This is a genomic window from Kosmotoga olearia TBF 19.5.1 (assembly GCF_000023325.1).
In the GTDB taxonomy this organism is placed as follows: Bacteria; Thermotogota; Thermotogae; order Petrotogales; family Kosmotogaceae; genus Kosmotoga; species Kosmotoga olearia.
Genome location: NC_012785.1, coordinates 48,446 through 71,142 on the forward strand (window position 1 = coordinate 48,446; position 22,697 = coordinate 71,142).

Genomic DNA, 22,697 nt, shown 5'->3' on the forward strand with positions numbered 1-22,697 from the left:
GACCGAATGGTGTTTATAGTGTAAGATATTTAACGATGTTTTGCGCCCTCATCGTCTAGAGGTCTAGGACACTGGCCTTTCAAGCCGGCGGCAGGGGTTCGAATCCCCTTGAGGGCGCCAGGGGTGGAAGCGTAGCTCAGTGGGAGAGCGCTTGCCTTACAAGCAAGAGGCCACAGGTTCGAACCCTGTCGCTTCCACCAGAAGAAGTGGCGAGGTAGCTCAGTTGGTAGAGCAGTGGACTGAAAATCCATGTGTCGACGGTTCGACTCCGTCCCTCGCCACCATTTTTTTCAATTCCCACAATTCCATATCCATCCCCTGACTCCAGCCTCGCATAAGCGAGGCTTTTTATTTTGACTTCTTGATTTTCTGCAAATTTACTGCTATTATCAGATACGAAGAGGTGATCTAGATGCGCAAAGAAAGGCTGGAGGGAATCCTCGAAATCCTGTCAAGTGCCAAACAACCAATAAGTGGATTGGAACTCGCAGAAAAGCTCAATGTGAGCAGACAGATGATCGTCAGAGATATTGCAACCCTCAGAAATGCAGGGCATGAAATCCTTTCAACCGCTCATGGATATCTCTTAAAAAAACAGAAAACCGTTAAGAAACTGGTTGCCGTTGCACACGGTAGTGAGAACATCATGGATGAACTTTTAACCATTGTGAGAAACGGCGGAAGTGTTGTGGATGTGATCGTTGAACATCCTGTTTATGGCGAATTGAAGGGAAATATAGGTGTGAGTACAGAAGAAGATGTCATCAGATTCATTTCACTACTCAAAGGTAGCAGTGCATCACCACTTCTGGCAGTCTCGAAAGACGGAATACATCTTCATACGATTGAGGCTCCAAATCAAAAAATCATGGATACAATCATAAAAAATCTGGATGAGAAGGGTTATCTGCTCAAATAACGTAACAATTTTGGAGGTGGTATGGATGATCATCGATAAAGTTGTGGAAAAATACGTGTCCCGCGCCAGGCAATTGAGAATTCTTCTTGTGACATCGCTTGAATGGATGCTTGTAGCGGCTGGTGTGATGGTGTTGTCATTAACACTCCCGTCGATACTCAAAGAACTTCCAGGCGCTGCAGAGCTCAAAGGTACCATAGCGAGCTCCGTCTTCATGGGGATGCTTGTGGGAGCTTTGAGTTCCGGTTTTATCTCCGATATTTTTGGAAGAAAAGTGGGCAATATCATGTTTCTGGTTTTAGCAGGGCTATTTTCCGGTTTAACGGGGGCTTCTTCCGATGGGACGAATTTCATCATCAACCGTTTTTTAGCAGGGGTTGGTTACGGCGGGCTCTTACCGGTTGTCAACGCCTATCTGACTGAATTCACGGCCATAAAAATACGGGGGCTTTATCTGACACTGCTTGAAGCCAGCTGGGCTATTGGAAGTATTCTGCTGGGGGTTTATACCATTTTGACACTGGGCGTGTTTGGTTGGAGAGCGTCCTACTACCTCCTCACTCTGGTTTCTTTGCCGCTTCTCGCTGTGGTCTCCCTTCTTCCCGAAAGCCCAAAGTTCGCCTATATGAGAGGGGGCAGGAGAGCTCTAGAAAAAGCTCTCGGAACAAAGATAGATGAGAAAGTAGAAATGCACAAAATAAAGAAAGTTCCTTTTCTCGAGATCCTGTCGAAGCGCTTTGCACCTCGTACACTGATGGTCTGGTTTAGCTGGTTCACCGTTAGTTTTATTTACTACGGCCTCTTCATCTGGGCCCCGAAGATCTTCCGTTCCAAGGGAATCGCTCCGGGGAATGCCCTCATGTACACATTCTTTATGTTGATGATGCAGCTTCCTGGTTATTTGCTTGCTGCATACCTTATTGAAAGAATAGGACGAAAGAAGAGCATCATGTTCTTCTTTAGCGGAACCGCTGTATCCGCACTGCTTCTTGCAGCTGTCAATAGCCAGGGAATGCTCCTGTTTTCAAGTGTCGTAATGTCCGTTTTCTGTCTTGGCGCCTGGGGAATGGTTTATGCCTACACACCGGAACTCTATCCTACCGAGATGCGCGGCCTGGGAAATGGTTCGGCCGGAGTGATGGCAAGAATCGCTGGAATCATAGCTCCCTATTATACCGCCTTCATGATGGATAAAACCGGTTCTATTACCTGGGTCATGATCCCCATGTCACTGCTGGCTATAACGACTGTTATCCTGAACGCCACTTTTGGAATCGAAACCCGGGGAAAACCCGTAGAATAACACCTCCAATTAAAAAAAGGAAATGGGGACAATACTGTCCCCGTTTTTTATTGATGAAAACCTGATTGCTTCTTTTTGAAGGAGGTGCTCTTCCTCCATGCAATTCTGTGAAATCATGGTATCATTTTATGAGAGATATGAGAGGAGGGATAGAATGCTCTACTTCTCAGAACCCGGTGAACATAATACTGATGCTGTACTCGATCTGGTATTTGAAACGGCTGTTAAAGAAGGCATAAGACACGTGGTCCTTCCTTCTACCCGGGGAAAAGTAGCAACAAAGGCACTTGAAATGGTACCGGAAGATATCGATCTGGTTATCGTTACCCATAGCGTTGGATTCAGAAAGTCCGGAGTTGACGAATTTGATCCTGAGGTAAGGAAGCTATACGAAAACACCAGACACAAAATACTCACAACAACACATCTTTTCAGAGGACTGGAAGGCTATTTTTATAAGAAGTTTGGAGGAGTTTATCCTCCGCAGTTTTTCGCTGCTGCTTTGAGACTTTTCGGCGAAGGAACAAAGGTAGCTGTGGAAATCGCTCTTATGGCTGCTGATGCAGGATTGATACCGATAGATCAGTGGGTTATCTCTGCTGGTGGTACCGGAAAAGGGCTCGATACCGCATACATTCTAAAAGCTTGTAACACCAGAGACCTTTCTGAATTCCGTTTTGGAAGGTTGCTGGCTATTCCATCAGAATTTTATTCACGAAGGAGTTGATTAAATGAGAGCAATAATAATTGTTCTTGACAGTGCAGGTATTGGTGAAATGCCTGATGCTGAAAAATACGGAGACAAAGGCTCAAATACCTTTGGCAACACAGCCAAAGCGGTTGGCGGGCTTCACATGCCCAACTCACAAAGGCTTGGCCTCGGGAATCTAACGGATATTCTCGGCGTACCACCAACAGACCACGCACTTGGAGCTTACGGTAGAATGCTTGAGAAGAGCCCCGGGAAGGATACAACCACGGGACACTGGGAATTCATGGGTATCATTTTAGAAAAGCCCTTTGACATGTTTCCAAATGGATTCCCGCCTGAAATTATAGAGCCCTTCGAAAAAGAGACTGGAAGAAAGGTCATAGGTAACAAGCCCGCTTCGGGGACAGAGATAATCAAGGAACTCGGTCGGGAACACGAGAAAACCGGAGCGCTCATCGTTTACACATCCGCCGACAGTGTTTTCCAGATAGCCGCTCATGAGGAAATTGTTCCTGTTCCTGAGCTCTACAAATACTGTGAAATTGCGAGAAAGATCTTGAATGAGAGTGGATACAAGGTCGCCCGTGTCATTGCGAGACCTTTCATAGGTGAGTGGCCAAATTATACGAGGACTCCAAGAAGGCACGACTATTCCCTCCCACCTGAAGGAAAGATCGCACTCGAATATCTCGTTGAAAACGGGGTTCCCGTTTACGCGGTGGGAAAAATAAACGACATCTATGATGGCCACGGAATTACCGAATATGTTAAGACAAAGGATAACATGGACGGAGTGGACAAAACCCTCGATTACATAAGGAAAGTTGATAAAGGCCTCATATTCACTAACCTGGTTGACTTTGATATGAAATACGGCCACAGAAACAACCCTGAAGGCTATGCTAAAGCACTGGAAGAATTCGATGCGCGGCTTCCAGAAATTATTGGAACGATGAGGCCAGATGACGTTCTCTTCATCACAGCTGATCATGGCTGTGACCCAACGACCCCTTCCACGGATCATTCGAGAGAAAAGGTTCCTCTACTAGTCTATGGAAGGCATGTGAAAGAAAATGTATTCCTTGGAGAGCGCGAAACCTTCGCGGACCTTGGACAAACCATTCTCGATCTCTTCGGAGTCGAGCCAATGGAAAACGGTACCAGTTTCAAAAAAGAAATTCTCGATTGACCTTTTTCTTGCTTCACGTTATAATATCCATCGTGTGGGGTCGTAGCGCAGTCGGGAGCGCGTCGCCTTCGCAAGGCGAAAGTCGTGGGTTCGAATCCCATCGACTCCACCAATGATAAAAGGGGGAGCGAAAGCTCCCCCCTCTTTATGTTCTCCATTTTTCCTTCTAATAGCCTCTATTTAAGGTTCAAATGTTTCCGTAGATAATAGCCTGTGTAGCTCTTTTTACAGGCCGCTACCTCTTCAGGGGTTCCCGCAACAACGATCTGCCCGCCACCATCTCCGCCTTCGGGGCCAAGATCGATTATGTAATCGGCATTTTTTACCACGTCCATGTTGTGCTCAACGACAACAACGGTGTTTCCTTTTTCCACAAGCCTTCCCAGAACCTTAACAAGTTTTGAAACGTCATCGAAGTGCAGCCCGGTTGTCGGTTCGTCGAGGATATAGAAAGTCCTGCCAGTTGAGCGTTTCTTCAACTCCGCGGCGAGCTTTATCCTCTGCGCTTCCCCACCGGAAAGGGTTGTAGCCGGCTGTCCAAGCGCTATATAGCCAAGCCCGACATCGTTCAGAAGCGAAAGAATTCTTTGCAAAGGCGGTATCCTTTCAAAGAATTCAAGCGCCTCTTCAACCGTCATGTTCAACACATCGGCGATGTTCTTTCCCTTATACTCGATTTCAAGGGTCTCCTTGTTGTACCTTTTACCTTTACAGACATCACACTCCACATAGACATCCGGGAGGAACTGCATCTCAATCTTCAGCAATCCGTGCCCCTGACAGGCTTCACACCGGCCGCCTTTGACATTGAATGAAAATCGGCCTTTCTTGTAACCCCTTGCGCGAGCCTCCGGTGTTTTCGCAAAGAGATCCCTGACATGGTCAAAAAGACCGGTGTAGGTTGCCGGATTGGATCTCGGGGTTCTCCCGATGGGGCTCTGATCTATCACGATGACATTATCGAGTTCCTCTACACCTATAATATCGTCATATTTACCTTCGGGAAGCCGCGACCTGTTCAACCGATTGCTCAGTGCGGGATAAAGGGTATCCATTACGAGGGAGCTTTTTCCGCTTCCGGAAACACCGGTCACGCAGATGAACTTTCCAAGCGGGAACTCAACGTCTATGGACTTCAAATTGTTTTGTCTTGCGCCTTTCAAGATCAATTTCTTTTTGGCCTTAACGTTTCTACTGTCAAATCTGGGGATTTTAAGCTCGCCCCTTAAATATTTTCCCGTCAATGAATTTTCTGGCGGGTTGTCCAGCAATTTTTTGGTTGGGCCCTGAAAGACAACCTCTCCTCCATGAATCCCGGCTTTAGGGCCTACATCGACTATGTAGTCTGAGTTTCTAATGACCTCTTCATCGTGTTCAACAACTATCACCGTGTTCCCGAGATCCCGGAGATTTTTCAGGGTCTTAATCAATCTCGCGTTATCCCTGGAATGCAAGCCTATGGTTGGCTCATCCAGCACATAGGTTACGCCGGTCAATCCTGAACCTATCTGCGTGGCAAGCCGGATTCGCTGCGCTTCCCCACCGGAAAGGGTAGTAGCCGAACGGGACAGCGTTATATAATCCAGCCCCACATCTATAAGAAACTTCAAGCGCCTTTTGATCTCCCTGAGCAATTCACCGACGATCTTTTCCTGATGCTCCGTTAACTTTAATTCCCCAAGAAAATCGTATATCTCGCGGATAGTTAGGTCAGATAGCTCGGAGATATTTTTGCCGTCTATTTTTACAGCAAGCGCTTCTGCCCTCAAACGCTGACCGTGACAGCGGGGGCATTCCTGAGTCACCATAAATTTGCTTTCCATCCATTCGCGAATATCCCCGGATTGGGTTTCCCTGTACCGTCTCTTGAGGTTGTTCATAACCCCTTCAAAGGGTTTTCTTATCTTGTATGAGAGCCTTTCAGACTGGAATGAGAAGCTGAGCTCTTCTCTCGTGCCGTAGAGAATGACCCTTTGAGCTTCTTCGGAAAGATCCTTGAAGGGTTTATCGGGGCTCTCCCCGAGCCATTCCAGAACCCGCATGATCATCCTCATGGTAAAACTATCGAAGGAATTAGAAAAGGCACGGATAGCTCCATCTCTTATACTAAGCTCCCTGTCGATTACAAGCTCTTCGGAAAACTCCCTTGTGAACCCGAGACCGTGACACTCCGGACAGGCTCCATAGGGATTGTTGAAAGAGAAAATCTTTGGGTTGATTTCCGGGAGACTTATCCCGCATACGGGACAGGCAAAATGTTCGCTGAATATCTTCTTCTGAAGATTGTCGAGATTCACTATCTCGACGAATCCGTTACCCTCATGGAGCGCCATCTCTATACTGTCAGCGAGCCTCGATTTATTCTCTTCCCTGACCTTCAACCTATCCACCACCAGATTGATGGTGTGGCGCTTGTTTTTATCCAGAGAGAGCTCATCTTCGAGGTCGTATATGATCCCGTCTATCTCTATTCGTACATACCCTTTTTTCTTGAGGAGATCCAGTTCCTTTTTGAACTCCCCTTTCTTTTCCTTAGCAATGGGAGCATAAACAGCTATTCTGGTGCCTTCAGGAAAATCCCTGGAAACATGTTCAAGAATTTCATCCAGCGATTGCTTTTCAACGGGCCTTCCGCATTTTGGACAGTGGGGTTGGCCGATTCTCGCGTAGAGAATACGCAGATAGTCGTGAATCTCCGTAACCGTTCCCACCGTCGAACGCGGGTTGTGGCTCACCGTTTTCTGTTCTATAGCAATCGCCGGCGAAAGGCCTTCGATGCTCTCAACATCCGGCTTCTTCAGCTCTCCAAGGAACTGCCTGGCGTAGTTTGAGAGGGATTCCAGGTAGCGCCTCTGCCCCTCAGCGTAAATTGTGTCCAGAGCAAGGGAAGACTTCCCGGAACCCGAAAGCCCAGTGATAACCGTCAGTGAATTCTTCGGAATTTTAACGTCTATGTTTTTAAGGTTATGTACCCTTGCACCTTTCACATAGATAAAGTCATTCATTGCTACAGTCCTCCAGCACCTCCACGATCCTTTCTACTATTTCAGAAACCTTTCCTTCGTCCATGCCTTCCACCATAACCCTTATATAAGGCTCCGTACCGGAAGGCCTTACCACAATCCTCAAGGTTCTGTCCTCTTTCAGCTCTTCAAGAAGCTTATGTAAATCCTCGCATTCCATAACCGCTTTTTTATCTACAACGGGAACGTTTTTAAGCAGCTGGGGAAATTTGGGGAAGTTCTCGTAGAATTCCCTTAGATCCGTCCCCAGAACGGCAAGAGAATTCAAGGTCTCAAGAGAGGTAATCAGACCGTCTCCTGTAGTGCTTCTATCGAAAAAGATTATATGCCCGGATTGTTCGCCGCCAAGCGTGGAACCGGTTTCTATCATCTTTTCCAGCACGTATTTATCTCCAACACGGGTTCTCAGAAGCTTCATTCCCCTGCTTTCAAGGAACTTCTCGAAACCCAGGTTCGACATCACGGTGGCAACCACCGTGTTGTTTTTCAAACGGCCTTCCCTGTGCAACTTGTCGGCATTCAACGCCATGAGCATATCACCATCTATGAGCGTTCCACCCGGAAGAACAAAGAGACACCTGTCGGCATCACCGTCGAAAAGGACACCGATATGATCGTCATCCAGCTTTTTCCCCAGGGTCTTCGGATGGAGAGAACCACAACCGTCGTTTATATTTATGCCGTTTGGTTCAAAGAAGGTATAATCGGCCACAATCCCGAGCCGGGAATATACCTCCTTGAGCACCGTCGTTATGGCACCGTTAGCACCATCGACTATAAGGGAGTTGTTTCGAAACGCCTTCCCGGAGAACATGCTGACGACATGTTCTATGTATTCTTCCCTGTAAGAATCCTTTGAGCATATCTTTCCCACTTCAGAATAAACCGTGTAGTTCATAGGCATGGCCATAAGATTTTCCAGTTCAACCTCAACCTCGTCAGGGATTTTCATTCCCCTTTCCAGAACCTTTATGCCGTTATAAACAGCGGGGTTATGCGAAGCGGATATCATTACTCCTATCGTGTCGTATTTCCTCGTTATATATGCCAACGCCGGTGTGGGCATTACGCCGGCATATTCCACGTTGATCCCGGCAGAACTTGCGCCAGCAGCCAGGGCACTCTCCAGAAGATCCGCGGAGCTCCGTGTGTCTTTAGCGATTATCAAGACGTCGTATTTACCGGCAAAATACCTACCGATCGCGTTCCCTAATTTAAGCGCCAGTTCCACGGTGAGCTCTTCATTAACGATTCCTCTTATCCCGTCAGTTCCAAAGAGTTTCTTCACAAAAATCACCCCCGTCTTCGACTAATTCAAAGTTTAACACGAAATAAGATTGACAACTTTAACCACGACTTATATAATTGGAACGTAACGGAGAGATGGCCGAGCGGTCGAAGGCGCACGCCTGGAGAGCGTGTGACGGGCACAACCCGTCCGTGGGTTCAAATCCCACTCTCTCCGCCAGGAACGGGGTAGAAATACCCCGCTTTTTTCTGTTGGAGGAGATATGAATATCACCGATATTCTGAGAAAATATGGAATACACCTAAAAGACTCGCTGGGTCAGAATTTCATCAAAGATGAGAGAATCCTTTCGAGAATCGTAAAAGATTCTGGAATAACTGACGAGGCAACGGTTATAGAAATCGGGATCGGACTCGGTACCCTGACGCTGAAACTCGCCAAAAAAGCGAAAAAAGTAATTGGCTTTGAGATCGACAAACGCTTTGAACAGATTCACAAAGAACTATTAAGCGATAAGAACATCCAGATCATTTACGAGGATTTTCTCAAAGCAGATCTTAAAGACTATGATTCCCGGCCGCTTTTTTACGTCGCCAACATTCCTTATTACATAACCTCGCCTATTCTGGAAAAAATTCTATTCGAAGGGCCGGCCTTTGAAGCCGCCATACTGATGGTTCAAAAAGAATATGCTGAGCGTTTGCTTGCAAAACCGTCGTCCAAATCCTACGGGGCACTTACGGTTACAATAGGGGCTTTTACGATGGTTAGAAGGTTGTTCAACGTTTCCAGGAAAGCTTTTATCCCTGCTCCCGCAGTTGACTCCAGCGTGGTAAAGTTAATAATGAGGGAACAAACCCTTGTACCTTTAAATGAAAAAAGAAGGTTCAGGAACTTTGTAAAGCTTGCTTTCTCACACAGACGAAAAAAACTAAAGAACAATTTGAAACCCATCATAGATAATCCGGAGGAATTTCTAAGATCGCTGGGTTTTTCTGTCAACGTGAGGGCGGAGGAATTGACCATCGAAAGCTTTGTGAAACTCTATGAAGCTTCGAAAAGGTGGAATAAGAATGAGTGAAAAACTTCTTGAAACCATTGTTAACGCCTTGATAGAAGCCGTAATAGTTATAGACGATTCAGAGAAAATAATCCTCATTAACAACGAAGCGTGCAACATTCTGAACCTCAAAAAGGATGAAGCTCTGGGGAAGCCTGTTGTTGGAACGATACCCAACACCAGGCTGCATATAGTCTTGAAAACCGGAAAACCTGAATACAACAGAATCCAAAAACTCGGCGATAAAACTATTGTTACTTCACGAATACCGCTAAAAGACGAAGAAGGAAATGTTTACGCCGTCATGGCGGTCTTCAGGGATATAACAAGTATCAAAAGGCTGGCCGAAGAGGTTACGAACCTGCGAGAAATAGAAGCCCTCCTCTCCGCGGTCATCGACTCCACCCACGATGCCATATCCGTCGCGGATGAAGAAGGAAAAATCGTTCTGGTGAACCGCGCTTACACGAGAATAACCGGGATGAGCGCAAAGTATGTCATAGGAAAACTCGCGACCGTTGACATAGCTGAAGGTTCCTCTTTACACCTCGAGGTTGCGAGGCGGAAGGAACCCATACTCAACGCCCGGTTGAAAGTAGGACCCGCTAAGAAAGATGTCGCGGTTAATGTCACTCCGTTGTTCGTGAACAACGAATTCAAAGGAAGTGTTGCTGTTATTCACGACCTCTCCGAAATAGAAAAACTGGCAAGAGAGCTGGAACAGACAAGACGCTTGCTGAGATACGTGAAGGCCAAATACACTTTCGATGATATAGCCGGCAACTCTCAAAAAATGCGTGTCGCTATCGAACAGGCAAAACGCGTTGCGAAAACACCCATGACCGTTTTGCTGAGAGGACCGAGTGGAACGGGTAAAGAGCTCTTTGCCCATGCCATCCATAACGCCAGCGATAGGGCCGATAAGAATTTTATTAGCGTGAACTGTGCCGCGCTACCGGAATCCATACTCGAGTCAGAACTCTTTGGTTACGCCGACGGTGCTTTCACAGGTGCGAAAAAAGGCGGTAAGCGTGGGCTTCTCGAAGAAGCGAACAGGGGTACCCTCTTCCTCGATGAAATCGGTAAGATGAGTATCTCCGTGCAATCAAAATTCCTGCGATTCTTGCAGGATAAGGAGATAATCCCTGTTGGCGGAACAAAACCACAAAAACTCGATGTCAGGATTATAGCCGCGACCAATTTGAATTTAGAACAATTGGTTGCTGAAGGAAAGTTCCTTGCCGACCTCTATTACCGTCTCAACGTAGTTCCAATAGTTATTCCGCCATTAAAAGATCATATAGAAGATCTTCCTGAAATTGCACGGGTAATTTTGATAAGACTGAACCAGGAATACGGCAGGCTCGTCGAGGATATAGACGATGAAGCCCTCGAGCTCCTGATGAACTATCCCTGGCCTGGCAACGTGCGAGAACTTGAAAATGTTCTCGGGCGTTCCATGATAAACATGGAACCGGATGAACGAGTCATCAGAAAAGACCACCTGCCGAAATTAGAACTGGAGAATCACCACCGCGAAGCCACTCAGATAGGGAAGCTCTCCAATCTCCTGGCAGACTACGAAAAAAAGATCATTGAAGACACCTTGAAGGCAACCGAAGGTAACAAGACAGCAGCCGCGAAGGTTCTCGGCATAAGTATTAGATCACTTTACTACAAACTCGAAAGATACGGCATAGATACTGCTAAAAACTTCGAACCGTGATAGAATATAATTGTCTAATAAATACGGGGGCGAAACGGTCTCGACGGGGCCGTTGAACCCGTGGGAGCGAGTCGAGGTTTCCGGTACCGCGTTAAAAAGCCGGACAAAGAAAAGTGCCAACACTGAATTTGCTCTCGCTGCTTAATTAGAGTAAGCAGCCGCCCCTGTGAGGTTGTGGTTCGGGACCTCGCAGAAGGGTGTCATAGCTCCGAACCTTGCTCGGGATTGAGCTCCGCAATCCCGGGGACTTTATAGGAGCTTGGGGAAGTGCACCTTGCCTGTGTGGTGTAACTTCCCGACAACGAACACAGGCTGCGCTCGGAGAGCCCACGGGGGATACGGCTTCGGACGCGGGTTCGACTCCCGCCGCCTCCACCAGGTAAAAACAAAGGGGAGCTAAAACAGCTCCCCTTTATTATTTGATCTCAAAAACGTTAGATAACAAGACCACCATCAACGCCAATGACCTGCCCGGTTATATAACTCGATTCATCGGAAATGAGGAAAAGATAGACATTGGCGATTTCTTCAGGCGTTCCCATTCTCTTCAACGGGATTCTCTCTTCAACCATCTTAACGATCTTCTCCGGGATCTTTTCAGTCATAGGGGTTTTTATGAATCCCGGTGCCACAGCGTTAACCCTTATATTCGCACCTTTTCTGGTAAATTCCTTTGCCCAGGTTTTCGTCATGGCTATAACGCCGCCTTTTGTCGCCGCATAGTTCGTTTGTCCGATGTTCCCGTAAATCCCGACGATAGATGACGTGTTTACAATCGAACCGTAACCCTGCTTCAGCATAACCGGTGCAACAAACTGAGTCATATTGAAAACACCCTTCAAGTTTACATTGATAACTATGTCCCAATTCTCTTCAGTCATTCTCTGCAACAGGGCATCCCTTGTTATCCCCGCATTGTTAACGAGACCATCAATCTTCCCGAACTTTTCTTTGATCTCCTCAACAAGCTCCTTAATGGCTTCCCTATCCGTTACATTCAGTTTCTTGGGGTAAATCTCTCCACCGAAATCCTTCGTCTCATCTTTCAATGCCTGCAGGAGTTCTTCATTCAGGTCGCATGCAACAACCGTTGCCCCCTCTTTACAGAATAGCTTCGCCGCTGCCTTACCAATACCACTCGCAGCGCCCGTAATAATTACAACTTTCTCTTTCAATCTCACATTCATCCCTCCGCTTCATTATTTCTCTCTTAAAATTATAATTTCCATCTGACTTTTTGATTCTCCACAGCCATATTATAACGTGAAAAACGACTAATTTTTCCGTCCGATTCTTCAGGGGAGCAACATATTATTTTCATCACTCTTAACTCCAAACTCATAACTCATAATTCTCTGATCTCCAGCGTCATAATTCTATCATCACAACGCCGCAAAAGAAAACTTCTTTAAAAAAAACAAACGGCTGCATTGAACCGCCATCGATTTTGTCGCTACAATAACAAAATGGTAAAATTATGACGGTGTTTTTTACTAAATTAGGGTGTCACGAAAAAAAGCGGGCCTCCCAAGTTCCAATGGTGGTACCATTGAAATAGCCCAAAACAAGAAAGGAGGCCCAAATAAATGGTACCACAAGAACTCACAAAAAGCGATATTGTAAAGATTATTGAGCAGTTAGACAAGCTTTTGCCTTCTAACTTCGTTAACAAACAAGGCAGAGGTAGAAGAAAGGCTTATTCTGACAAGAGCATCTTGAAACTTTCCATTTTATTGAAGCTATGCGATGTCTCATATCGTGGGGCAAAGAACTTTTTAGAAAAGAATCCCAAATACATGGGAACTCTTGGACTTGAAAAACATACCACCATTCCAGACTATATCCAGGAGAGTAAGAGAATTGCCTCTTCACAGGATAAACAAAGATGTTGTAAACCTCTTTTTGGATATAGAAGGACTTGAAAGGATTGGGTTGGTGGTGGATTCCTTTCGTGACCAAGACTTGTAAAGCCCATACAGCACAAAGACGAAGAAGGACAGGGAAATACAAAGACCCCCAATCCAGTTGGACAAAGACGACAAAAGGCTGGGAATATGGAAGAAAAGTACATATGAGTTTGGTTGCACAGAACCTATTGATTCAAGATTGGATGACAACGCCAGCAGCTGTACACGATTCGACGGTGGCAAAGGCACAAATAGATTCTGGCCAGGGATATAAGTATTTCCTCGCAGACAGCGCATATGATTCGCAACAGATATACCGTTATATATTCGATTGTAGTAGCATGATACCAGTAATAGACACAAACAAAAGGAAAGGTGTATCACTGGAAAAACAGTGTCAGGCTCGTTGGCTGGGCATTCAATTGAGGCAAATATATGCGGAGAAGTATAAAAACCGTTGGGAGATAGAGAGAACGATTAACATTCTACAAGAATATTTCAATCTGGAATACATTTGGTATGTGAGAAACAGGAATTATGATGCGGTATTGGGTTTGGCCATATTGGCATACAATCTTTGTGTTATGTTCAATATCTTGAACAGCCGTCCTCACAGAAAGGTGGCTGATATTATTGGCTGTTACTGATTTTTGAGACACCCTAAGTTCAAAGGGTAATTGAATTTTGTGAAAAGAACGGAATAAAATATCACATTAAACATGGGACTCCACTCAGTAAAAACACAACTACAAACATTTTTATTGAAGAAAGTGAATAACCCAATAGAATTACAAGAAAAGGAAAATAGGGACAAACACGTATGTCCAGAAAAGGCAAGTGCATTCAGTGGGGGATAAACCCACCAGGACAAAAGCCAGAACCTTGTAGCTTGGTCAGCATGAAGAAGGGATTGGAAATAGGAAATCCAGACTTTATTGCATGAAGAGTGTTTATCCTATTATTGACTAAATGCTAGATTTTTGTTTTGCTTAAAATAATCTCATTTTATTAGCTAGATGCTAGGAGTATGCATAGGTGGTGGGTGGACATGAGTTTGTTTAGTTTGGAAATAAAAGATTTAACTAATTTGGGACCGGATAGAGCTGTTAGTTTCTTTAGGAAATTGCTATGGGCTGAAGCGTTGCAGGTTGGAATTAGTAGAAATATGATTGATGTTCCAGAAAATATTAATGTTCCCGATGGTGGAATAGATGCTATTATTAGAGACGCAAATCCTACAAGTGACGAAGTCATACCCCAAGGATTAACTGGATTCCAGATAAAGAGCTCAGACTTATGTCCTTCCCGGTGCAAACAAGAACTTCATATTAACGGAGATATTCACAATGATCTAAAACCTGAAATCAAACAGATTTTGGAGAGTGACGGAACCTATGTTCTTGTTTTGTTTGCTGATATTACAACTCAGCAGAAAAGAAAACGTGAAGAAGCTATAAAACAAGAGTTGGAAGAATTTGGTTACCGAAACCCGAAAATTCGCATATATACAGCTTCCCAAATAATTGAATTTGCTAATCGTTTTCCCGCTGTCATCTGCTATTTGAAACCTCATATAACATCTTGCATGCCTTACGAATTGTGGCATAAGAATTTTGATGTAAGTAATCCCTACACATTTGTTGTAGATCCAGAAAGAGAAAAAATAATAAATGATATAAGAGAACTAATAAGGTCGGCAAAATCTACTACTATTATTAGAATAGAAGGTTTATCCGGTATCGGTAAGACTCGCTTGATATTTGAGGCATTATCCCCAAATGATCTTAAAAATAAGGTTATTTACTTTAAAAGCTCCGAAGACTTTAAAAATTCCACTTTGTTTAATCAGTTTAAAATAGATGAAAATTTAGATGCCATAATAGTGGTTGATGAGTGTTCTTCAAGTGACCACGATATATTTAAGAATTCTTTTGTTAACGTGGGCAAAAGGATAACACTAATAACTCTCTCTCATGAAATAAGTAATTATAACTCGTCGTTTCCTACTCATTACTGGAAATTAGAACCTCTGTCTCAAGAAAAGATAAAAGAATTATTATCTGAAGAGTTTCGAGGATTGCCACGCGAAGCAATAGATAGAATATCAGTATTTTCAGGAGGTTGTCCAAGAATAGCTGTTCTTATTGCTAACAATTACGCAACTGTGCCTACTTCATATCAAGGAGATTTTCTTTTTATAAGTGATGAAAGTCTTGTAAATAGATTAATAGCAGGCAGGATGGACACAAATTCAGAAAGATTTAAGATAACCAAAAGAGTTCTAATGGGATTATCACTTTTTGAAAAGATAGGTTATAGGGACAAAGTAGTGGAGGAATCTAAATGGTTAGCTGAGTATTTAAGAATCGATTGGATTGAATTCCAAGAAATAATTGCGGAGCAAAAAAAGAGAGGAATTGTTCAAGGAGAACACTATATTTATATCACTCCTTTCGTTCTTGCAGTGCATCTTTTAAAAGAATGGTGGGAAATTTACGGAAATGATTTCAATCTTGAGAATTTTGTTGGTAGTTTTCCAGACAAATTTAGCAAAGATATGTTTGAAAGGTTCATTTCAAGATTTCCTTATATTAGTTCAACAAGTCAGGGGAAGAAAACCATTGAAAAACTTCTTTCATCTAATGGTATATTCTCAGATGGCTCTTTGTTTAAAACAGAAATTGGGGGTAAGCTTTTTTTAAAATTAACAGAGGCAGATCCAAAAGCAGCACTCGAACGTCTAAAACGAACGATTGGACGCTGGAATAAAAAGGAGCTGCTTGAATTTATTACTGGAAGAAGATATGTAATTCACGCTCTTGAGAAAATAGTGGTATGGAGGGACTTTTTTCAAGATGCAGCAAGATTATTGCTTGCACTTGGGGAGGCAGAAAACGATTCATATGCTAATAATGCAAGTGGGGTGTTTGCTAGTTTGTTTTCTCCAGCTCCAGCTCCGGTAGCACCTACAGAGGCTTCTCTCACAGAGAGGTTACCGGTGCTTGAGGAAGCCATAAATTCATCTTCCAAAGAACGTAAAAGACTTGCTTTAAAAGCGTTTGAGAAAGCATTACAATCTACCAATTTTCTGAGAATGGTAGAGGCAGAATATCAAGGTGGAAAACCCTTACCAAAACTGTGGAAACCAAAGGATTTGAACGAGATAATTAAGTACTATAAACAGGTATGGAAAAATCTTGAAGAACATTTGGAAGTGCTTGAGGAAGACTTACGAGAAGAAGGTGTTGAAATACTTTTATCTTCAATTAGAGGATTAAGTGTTATACATCCTGAGCTTGATGAGATGGCAAGAGCGACTATTAACAAAATGAGTTCCATACCTTGGATAGAAAAAGAAAAATTAATCGAAGTAGTATCCCAAATTCTCCATTATGAAAGGTCAAAAATGGATGAAGATACTTACGTGAAGTGGAATAAATTAAAGGATAATTTAATTGGTTCTGATTTTTCCAGTTTATTAAAGAGATTTGTGAGTATGAATTTGTTGGAAGATTATCTTATGGATAGCGATAGATACAACACTAAATGGGTAGAAATCAATATTGATAAGTTAGTTAAGAAATGCTTGGAGAACCCGGATCTTCTTGAGTCGGAATATGAATGGTTGTTGACTGAAAAAGCGAAAAGAGGATATCTTTTTGGATACAGAATGGGTATTAAGGACATCAATCTTATTTTTTTGGAAAAACTGATAGAAAAATACAAAAAGATTAATGCTATTAATGCTAATGTATCTATGCAAGTTTTTGGTGGTTATCTCAATGCAATGTATGAAAAAGATAGCGCTCTTTGGGAGGAGAAAATTGAGGAACTCTCCAATGATCAACTCTTTAGGAAGTTTATACCTGAGTTAACTGCGTTATCTGGAATGACAACTAAAATTGCTTTGAACATCTTGAATCTAGCGAAAAATGGATATATAGAGATTGAAGCTTTTCGTGTTTTCCAATATAGAAGCGTTATCGAATCTATGTCTCAAAAAATATTCAACGAATGGATAAAATTCCTTCTGAGTGACAAAACCCATAAAGGAGCACTTATAGCGTTGGAATTATTTTACTCTTACTATCATGATAAGAAAGAAGTTCCATACAAGCTTACTTTATCAATTTTACTACATCCTGTCTTCTGGAATAATCCTAAAAATGTCCTGCATTATCAAATGATAGATTATTATTGGAAAGAGATCGCTCTCAAATTAGTGGACCAATATCCAGATACTGTTGAGAAAATTGCTGAGCAAGTTACAAAATATTTGGGAAATGCTAAAAGTATTACAGTAAAAACTCACTTTGTGGTTCAAGAAGTACTATATGAATTGAGTATTCGAGAACCCAAATCTATTTGGAGAATAATATCAAAATATTTAGGTCCTCCGATTGATGAAAGAGCGTTTTATCTAAATGAATGGCTTCGAGGGAAAAAATGGGACGGAACAAAGGGTAAAGGTGCTTTGGACCTGTTTGATCCAGAAGATATATGGAATTGGGTAAACGAAGACGTTGAAATGAGATCGCGGTATTTAGCGACCTTTATACCTCCTTTCCTTTTCCATTCAGAAAAAAAGGTATGTCTTGCGCGAGAAATGCTTGCAAGGTATGGAGACAGAAAAGAGGTGCGAAGAAATTTTTCTGCAAACTTTGCTTCGGAAGCATGGAGCAGTTCCTCGAGCTTACATTATAAAAAGGTTAAAGAAGAGCTTTTAGAATTCGGAAAGAAAGAAACAAACAAGAATGTTCTCATATGGATAGAAGAATATGTAGATTGGTTAGATGAATCAATTGAATATACAAAAATAGAAGAGGAAAGAAGAGGTTGGAACGAATAGATGTAAACACTTGTGAATAAAACATGGGGACAGACACATATGTCCAGAAAAGGCAAGTGCATTCAATAATTCGAGAATTGGGATCCGGAGACCGAGATTCGCGGCAGCGGCTTTTGTGCCAACAATGAGAATGGCTGAAGAAAGAGGTTTATTAACTGATGTTTTGTTATTAGCATTGTTAATTATATTTTTTAGGGGGGGGAATATTGTGAAAATGGGGATATTTGTCTCAGGTATATTGCTTGCTTTGCTAATCCTTTCAAACTGTTCAATTACTGCTTTCGCTGACGCAAATATTGGTTCTATAAGTAAAATCAAAAAGGATTATGAGGTGATAAATGATTTATACCGTCAGGGATTGAATGGACCAGTTAGGGCCGTTAAATTAATTAAGAAGCGACAATGGGTTGAAAAAATAGGCAGCGAAGAGGTATATGGTTCTGACACAAACATGTACGTTTATTTTTATAATCCAAATGGTTATTTGGTTAAAGAACTAATAAATCCTTCCACTGCTGATTGGACATTGATTATTTTTGTAAATGAATATGATTCCAAAGGAAGACTCTCAAAAAGATTGGAACTTGAGACATACTGCGATTTCAATGTTGATTCGTTGCTCAGCGAAGAATACGAGAAAATAGATGAAATAGTCAACATGGGTACTATTAGTGCTTTAAGAAATACAAAATACACATACGATTCTTCCGGACGCCTAGTTCTTGAGGTTAAAAACTTTTTTTACGAAAAGAAAAGCCGTTATTCTAAGCAGTGGATCTTGGGTAACAAAGAGAAAATAGAGTATATTACTGATCCTTCAGGTACAGCAATCGTGAAAACGGTTTATGATTCTCATGGGGAAAAAATAGATTACAGAGTCACAAAATACGAAAACTATAAACAAGCTATAACCAGAGGTAGAGTAAATTTAAGTTATTGGACAACCGTAAAATACGATGACTATGGAAACTGGATTGAATTAGAGCTTCGTGATACTTCAGATGAAATAGATGAAACAACAATTTGGAAGAGAGAAATTTATTATTTTGAGTAATTTGAAGACAACCCACTTTTTCAAGACAAAATATTGGATCAAATTAAAAACCGTGGACTCGTGTTGGAAGAGTGTTAAAACTAAAGTATGAGGGGGAAAAATATGGAATTAGAATGGTCAAAGAAGAAACTGTTGGGGCTTGTCAGAAGAGCCTATCGTGGAGAAGTAATGCTCCCTGATTTTCAAAGAAATTTTGTTTGGTCAAGAAGCGATATAGAAGAACTAATTTGCTCTTTACTTGAGAAAATGTTCATAGGTACCTTTCTTATACAACGAGTAAATCCAACAGATGTTCCCTTTAAAGTAATTCCAATCGAAGGTGCTAACAAAGTAAACGGCGGTTTTTCATCAAGACCTGAAATTATAGTACTTGATGGGCAGCAAAGACTTACATCATTATTTTATGCTTTATATTCTCCTGACATTCCATTAAAAAATACGACGAATCCATATGCATTTTTCATAGATCTACAAGAATTGTGTAAAGATAACATCGAAAGTGCTGTTTTCAGTTGGTCAAAACAGTGGAGAGAATATAAAGCATTATTGGATGGGAATGGAAAATATATCTTATCAGAATTGAAGAAAGAAAAAATATTGCCATTAACGTTTCTAGCAGACGATGATGAATTTGGAGATCTGTGGCATGAATCTTTCAAAAGTCTATTTTCAAGAGAGGATGCAAGGAAAGTAAAAGGTTATTTAGATCATTTAAGGCATTATGAAATTCATGTATTAAGCATTCCATTAACAGAAAAACCTGAAGATATAGCTATATTGTTTGAAAGGATAAACCGTACAGGAATTAAACTATCTATATTCGACTTACTCACAGCCCGACTATACAAGTTCATTAACTTAAGAACAGAGTGGGAGACTGCGTTTGATAAAAAATATTGGCTAAAACAAATAGCTTCAAATGATATAAAAAACACAAAAATTCCTTACTACATTATTCAAGGGTTAGCCTTGGGTAAAGGTATGAGTATAAAAGCTAGAGACATAATAAAAATAGACTCTACTATCCTAAACAAAGAATCTTGGGAAAACGCAATAGATATATTAGAAAATAAAATCTTGAGTAGACTCTTCGATGTTTCTGAGTATGGCATCGCAGATTATAGATGGTTGTCTTATCCATCAATGATTTCCATATGGCTTGGATTATTCATCAAAGCGGAGAATGGAGAAATTAATATTGATGTCGAGAAGATAAACAAATGGTATTGGAGTGTGATATTTACAGAAAGATATTCGGGTTCTACTGAAACAAAACAAACGAAAGATTTTAAAGATTTAATAAAATGGTTAAATGATTCAAGTGAAATTCCAGAGACTGTTTTAGATATAAGGAACAAATTGGGTGTTATGAAAATAGATACAAGATATCCTGGAAGTTCCATCTATAAAGGCGTTTTCAATTTGCTTTTTAGAAAAGGAGCATGGGACTTTTATGAAAAGGATAAGATTAAATTTTCAGCAAAGGACTTAGAGGATCACCATATTGTTCCCAAAAAGTTCTTGGAAAATAAAGGAGTAGATGTGGATAAAGATATTGTTCTAAATAGAACGCTTATTTTATCATTGACAAATAAGAAAATCAGCAAGAAAGCACCTGCTACTTATATTGCCGATATGATCAAAATACACGGAAGTGAAGAAAGAGTAATGGAAGTTTTAGAAAAGCATTTTATAAATAAAGAAATGTTTGAACTATTAAAGAGTATAAAAGAAGATTCTCCTCCCAATGAGATAAAGGAAAAATTTGAGTGTTTCATAAGTATGAGAGAAGAATTAATTAAAAACGAAATAACACAACTCGTAGGAGACAGGATTAAAGACTAAAATACTGACAGCCAATAAGTAGTGACAGGATACCCTTTGAGTGAAGATAACCCACTTTCTCAAGACAAAACATCGAACCAAATTAACTTAGATTGAGATATACAGATAACAAATTATGGACATCATCGCTTTAACTGATGTTAGTTGGTTTAAATTTCTGAGAAAGAAGAACAGAGAGAAAGACTTTAAGTTAATAAATTTCTGGACGCCAACTGGATGGGAACCAAAGAAAATAAATCCAGGAGACATGTTCTACCTGTTTTTAAAGAGTCCATACAGAAAAGTTGGCGGATACGCCAGATATGTTTACTCCTTTCAGTTAACGGTCAGAGATGCCTGGAACAAATTTGGTCAGGCAAATGGTGCTCCAAACATCAATATAATGTTGGAACAATTATCTGCAATTAGAGGAACTCGCATAGATGAAAATACCATTATTGGTTGCATAATGCTTCAGGATCCAGTTTTTTTACAGGATGACGAGTTTTTCGATTCTCGGGAAATAGGTGTTGAAATCAAGCAGGCTATGCAGAAGTTCAAGTACATCAAAGGTGCAGAAATAATTAGACCGGAATATACCATCGATAAAATAGGGAATTATGTTCTAAATGAGAAAGTAACGGTTGAATATACATTATCAGCGCATAAAAAGAGAATTGGTCAAAGTACATTTAGGGAAAGATTGTTAGAGCTTTACAGAAAATGTGCTGTGACCCGCGAAGACTACCCACTGGTCCTTGAGGCTGCTCACATAGATCCATACTTGGGAGAAAACAGCAACCATCTACAAAACGGGCTCATTTTAAGAAGCGATGTTCACAAACTATTCGACGCGAACCTTCTGACTATAGATACTAACTACCGTGTCAGATTGAGCAATATTTTGACGGGAACCAGCTACGAAAGATTTGAAAACAAACCGATTGAATTACCTAAAAACAAAAACTACTACCCATCTGAAGACGCTTTAAAACGAAGAATGGAAAAACTAATTGTACTTAATTACTAATTGGTAATTGGGAAAAAACAAAGAGTGACTGACAGTTTTTCCGCCCAATTATTGGATAAGCTGTATAAAGTCAATAGGTTTTTGACCCGGGAGGGCCATAAGGAAATGACCCGCTACCCACCTCAGGTATCTTCTAAAATATCCCTTCTTCGGTAACTTCTTCCAGACATATTGAGAATCACGGCATTGTGTGTGATTCTATCTAATAATGCCATGGTTAGGGCTTTATCATGGAAGATCTTTATCCATTCCGAGAACACGAGATTCGTTGTAATTAACGTGCTCTTTGTCTCGTATCTCATTGCCAGGTATTGGAAGAGCAGCTCTGCACCTTCAATGTCAAAGGAAATGTATCCCAATTCGTCTATTATCACCAGATCGAGCTTTTTGAATTGTTTTGCGTATCTCACAAGTTGTTTTTCGTCTTTTGCTTCTTTCAGTTCGTTAATCAGGCCTGCCGCTGTTTTGAATAGAACGTTATATCCTTCTTCACAGGCTTTTATTCCTATTGCCGTTGCCAGATGTGTTTTTCCTGTACCGGAGTTACCCAGCAGTATTAGGTTTCTATTCTCGCTTAAAAATTTCAACGATTTCAGTTCTTTAAGATGTTTCCTGGCGTCTTCTGGAAGGGCTGCTTCGTTGAGTTCTTCAAATCTTTTGGGTGTTGGAAATCCAGCCCGTTTTATTTTTTTCACTATGTTTCTGCTTTCTCTGGATTGTACTTCCGATTCCAGTATCTCCAGAAGGAATTCAATGTAACTCATGCCTTCTTGTTGAGCTTGTCTAGTGATTCTCTCGTAACTGTTGAATATTCCCGGTGTTTTCAGCCTTTTGCACAATCTCATTAGTTTT

Annotated in this window: 16 protein-coding genes, 5 tRNA genes and 1 other RNA gene; 18 read left to right on the plus strand and 4 right to left on the minus strand. The window is 41.6% G+C overall.

From position 1 onward, the window contains the following. The first annotated feature begins 44 nt into the window (after nt 1–44). The 8 genes from KOLE_RS00215 (at nt 45) to KOLE_RS00250 (ending at nt 4,235) form a co-directional block, all read left to right on the plus strand. A tRNA-Glu gene (locus tag KOLE_RS00215) sits at nt 45–120 on the plus strand. 5 nt (nt 121–125) lie between these two features. After that, nucleotides 126–200: transfer RNA gene (locus KOLE_RS00220), tRNA-Val, on the plus strand. 8 nt (nt 201–208) lie between these two features. Then, nucleotides 209–284 (plus strand) — tRNA-Phe (locus KOLE_RS00225). Between the two features lie 128 nt (nt 285–412). Beyond that, entirely contained in the window at nt 413–919 is a 507-nt protein-coding gene (locus tag KOLE_RS00230) for a transcription repressor NadR (protein ID WP_012744559.1), read from the plus strand. 25 nt (nt 920–944) lie between these two features. Then, nucleotides 945–2,222, plus strand: coding sequence for an MFS transporter (locus tag KOLE_RS00235; protein WP_012744560.1), 1,278 nt, complete (start codon nt 945–947; stop codon nt 2,220–2,222). Between the two features lie 154 nt (nt 2,223–2,376). Then, nucleotides 2,377–2,949 (plus strand): pyruvate kinase alpha/beta domain-containing protein, encoded by a 573-nt coding sequence (locus tag KOLE_RS00240; RefSeq protein ID WP_012744561.1) that lies wholly within the window; start codon nt 2,377–2,379, stop codon nt 2,947–2,949. A gap of 4 nt (nt 2,950–2,953) precedes the next feature. Next, nucleotides 2,954–4,123 (plus strand): phosphopentomutase, encoded by a 1,170-nt coding sequence (locus KOLE_RS00245; RefSeq protein WP_012744562.1) that lies wholly within the window; start codon nt 2,954–2,956, stop codon nt 4,121–4,123. 36 nt (nt 4,124–4,159) lie between these two features. After that, a tRNA-Ala gene (locus KOLE_RS00250) sits at nt 4,160–4,235 on the plus strand. 64 nt (nt 4,236–4,299) lie between these two features. Here KOLE_RS00250 and uvrA read toward each other — a convergent pair. Both uvrA and glmM read right to left on the minus strand, forming a co-directional pair. Then, a complete protein-coding gene (gene uvrA / locus KOLE_RS00255; protein ID WP_012744563.1) occupies nt 4,300–7,128 on the minus strand; it encodes an excinuclease ABC subunit UvrA in 2,829 nt (942 codons plus the stop codon). Then, a complete protein-coding gene (glmM, locus tag KOLE_RS00260; RefSeq protein ID WP_012744564.1) occupies nt 7,121–8,434 on the minus strand; it encodes a phosphoglucosamine mutase in 1,314 nt (437 codons plus the stop codon). The genes uvrA and glmM overlap by 8 nt, the downstream gene beginning before the upstream one ends. A gap of 89 nt (nt 8,435–8,523) precedes the next feature. On the opposite strand from glmM, the gene KOLE_RS00265 reads away from it, so the two are divergent. The 4 genes from KOLE_RS00265 (at nt 8,524) to ssrA (ending at nt 11,559) form a co-directional block, all read left to right on the plus strand. Beyond that, nucleotides 8,524–8,614: transfer RNA gene (locus tag KOLE_RS00265), tRNA-Ser, on the plus strand. 43 nt (nt 8,615–8,657) lie between these two features. Next, entirely contained in the window at nt 8,658–9,476 is an 819-nt protein-coding gene (gene rsmA, locus KOLE_RS00270) for a 16S rRNA (adenine(1518)-N(6)/adenine(1519)-N(6))-dimethyltransferase RsmA (RefSeq protein ID WP_012744565.1), read from the plus strand. After that, a complete protein-coding gene (locus tag KOLE_RS00275) occupies nt 9,469–11,181 on the plus strand; it encodes a sigma-54 interaction domain-containing protein (RefSeq protein ID WP_012744566.1) in 1,713 nt (570 codons plus the stop codon). Before rsmA ends, KOLE_RS00275 begins: the two co-directional genes overlap by 8 nt. 25 nt (nt 11,182–11,206) lie before the next feature. After that, nucleotides 11,207–11,559, plus strand: a transfer-messenger RNA (tmRNA) gene (gene ssrA, locus KOLE_RS11290). 56 nt (nt 11,560–11,615) lie between these two features. On the opposite strand, the gene fabG is transcribed toward ssrA, so the two are convergent. Continuing rightward, the gene (fabG, locus tag KOLE_RS00280) at nt 11,616–12,362 is read right to left on the minus strand and encodes a 3-oxoacyl-[acyl-carrier-protein] reductase (RefSeq protein WP_012744567.1); all 747 of its coding nucleotides are present in this window, start codon (nt 12,360–12,362) and stop codon (nt 11,616–11,618) included. A 405-nt stretch (nt 12,363–12,767) separates the two neighbouring features. On the opposite strand from fabG, the gene KOLE_RS00285 reads away from it, so the two are divergent. The 6 genes from KOLE_RS00285 (at nt 12,768) to KOLE_RS00310 (ending at nt 21,845) form a co-directional block, all read left to right on the plus strand. Then, the gene (locus tag KOLE_RS00285) at nt 12,768–13,103 is read left to right on the plus strand and encodes a hypothetical protein (RefSeq protein WP_012744568.1); all 336 of its coding nucleotides are present in this window, start codon (nt 12,768–12,770) and stop codon (nt 13,101–13,103) included. Between the two features lie 29 nt (nt 13,104–13,132). Continuing rightward, nucleotides 13,133–13,735, plus strand: a complete 603-nt coding sequence (locus tag KOLE_RS00290; RefSeq protein ID WP_012744569.1) for a transposase — start codon at nt 13,133–13,135, stop codon at nt 13,733–13,735. A 401-nt stretch (nt 13,736–14,136) separates the two neighbouring features. Beyond that, nucleotides 14,137–17,937, plus strand: coding sequence for an ATP-binding protein (locus KOLE_RS00295; protein ID WP_012744570.1), 3,801 nt, complete (start codon nt 14,137–14,139; stop codon nt 17,935–17,937). A 115-nt stretch (nt 17,938–18,052) separates the two neighbouring features. Then, the gene (locus tag KOLE_RS00300; RefSeq protein ID WP_158302994.1) at nt 18,053–18,991 is read left to right on the plus strand and encodes a hypothetical protein; all 939 of its coding nucleotides are present in this window, start codon (nt 18,053–18,055) and stop codon (nt 18,989–18,991) included. Between the two features lie 102 nt (nt 18,992–19,093). Next, on the plus strand, nt 19,094–20,836 hold the full coding sequence (locus tag KOLE_RS00305; RefSeq protein ID WP_012744572.1) for a GmrSD restriction endonuclease domain-containing protein: 1,743 nt from the start codon (nt 19,094–19,096) through the stop codon (nt 20,834–20,836). A gap of 115 nt (nt 20,837–20,951) precedes the next feature. Next, the gene (locus KOLE_RS00310; RefSeq protein WP_012744573.1) at nt 20,952–21,845 is read left to right on the plus strand and encodes an HNH endonuclease; all 894 of its coding nucleotides are present in this window, start codon (nt 20,952–20,954) and stop codon (nt 21,843–21,845) included. Between the two features lie 122 nt (nt 21,846–21,967). Here KOLE_RS00310 and istB read toward each other — a convergent pair whose 3' ends face one another. Continuing rightward, nucleotides 21,968–22,690 (minus strand): IS21-like element ISKol1 family helper ATPase IstB, encoded by a 723-nt coding sequence (gene istB / locus KOLE_RS00315; protein WP_012744574.1) that lies wholly within the window; start codon nt 22,688–22,690, stop codon nt 21,968–21,970. Nucleotides 22,691–22,697 lie beyond the last annotated feature (7 nt).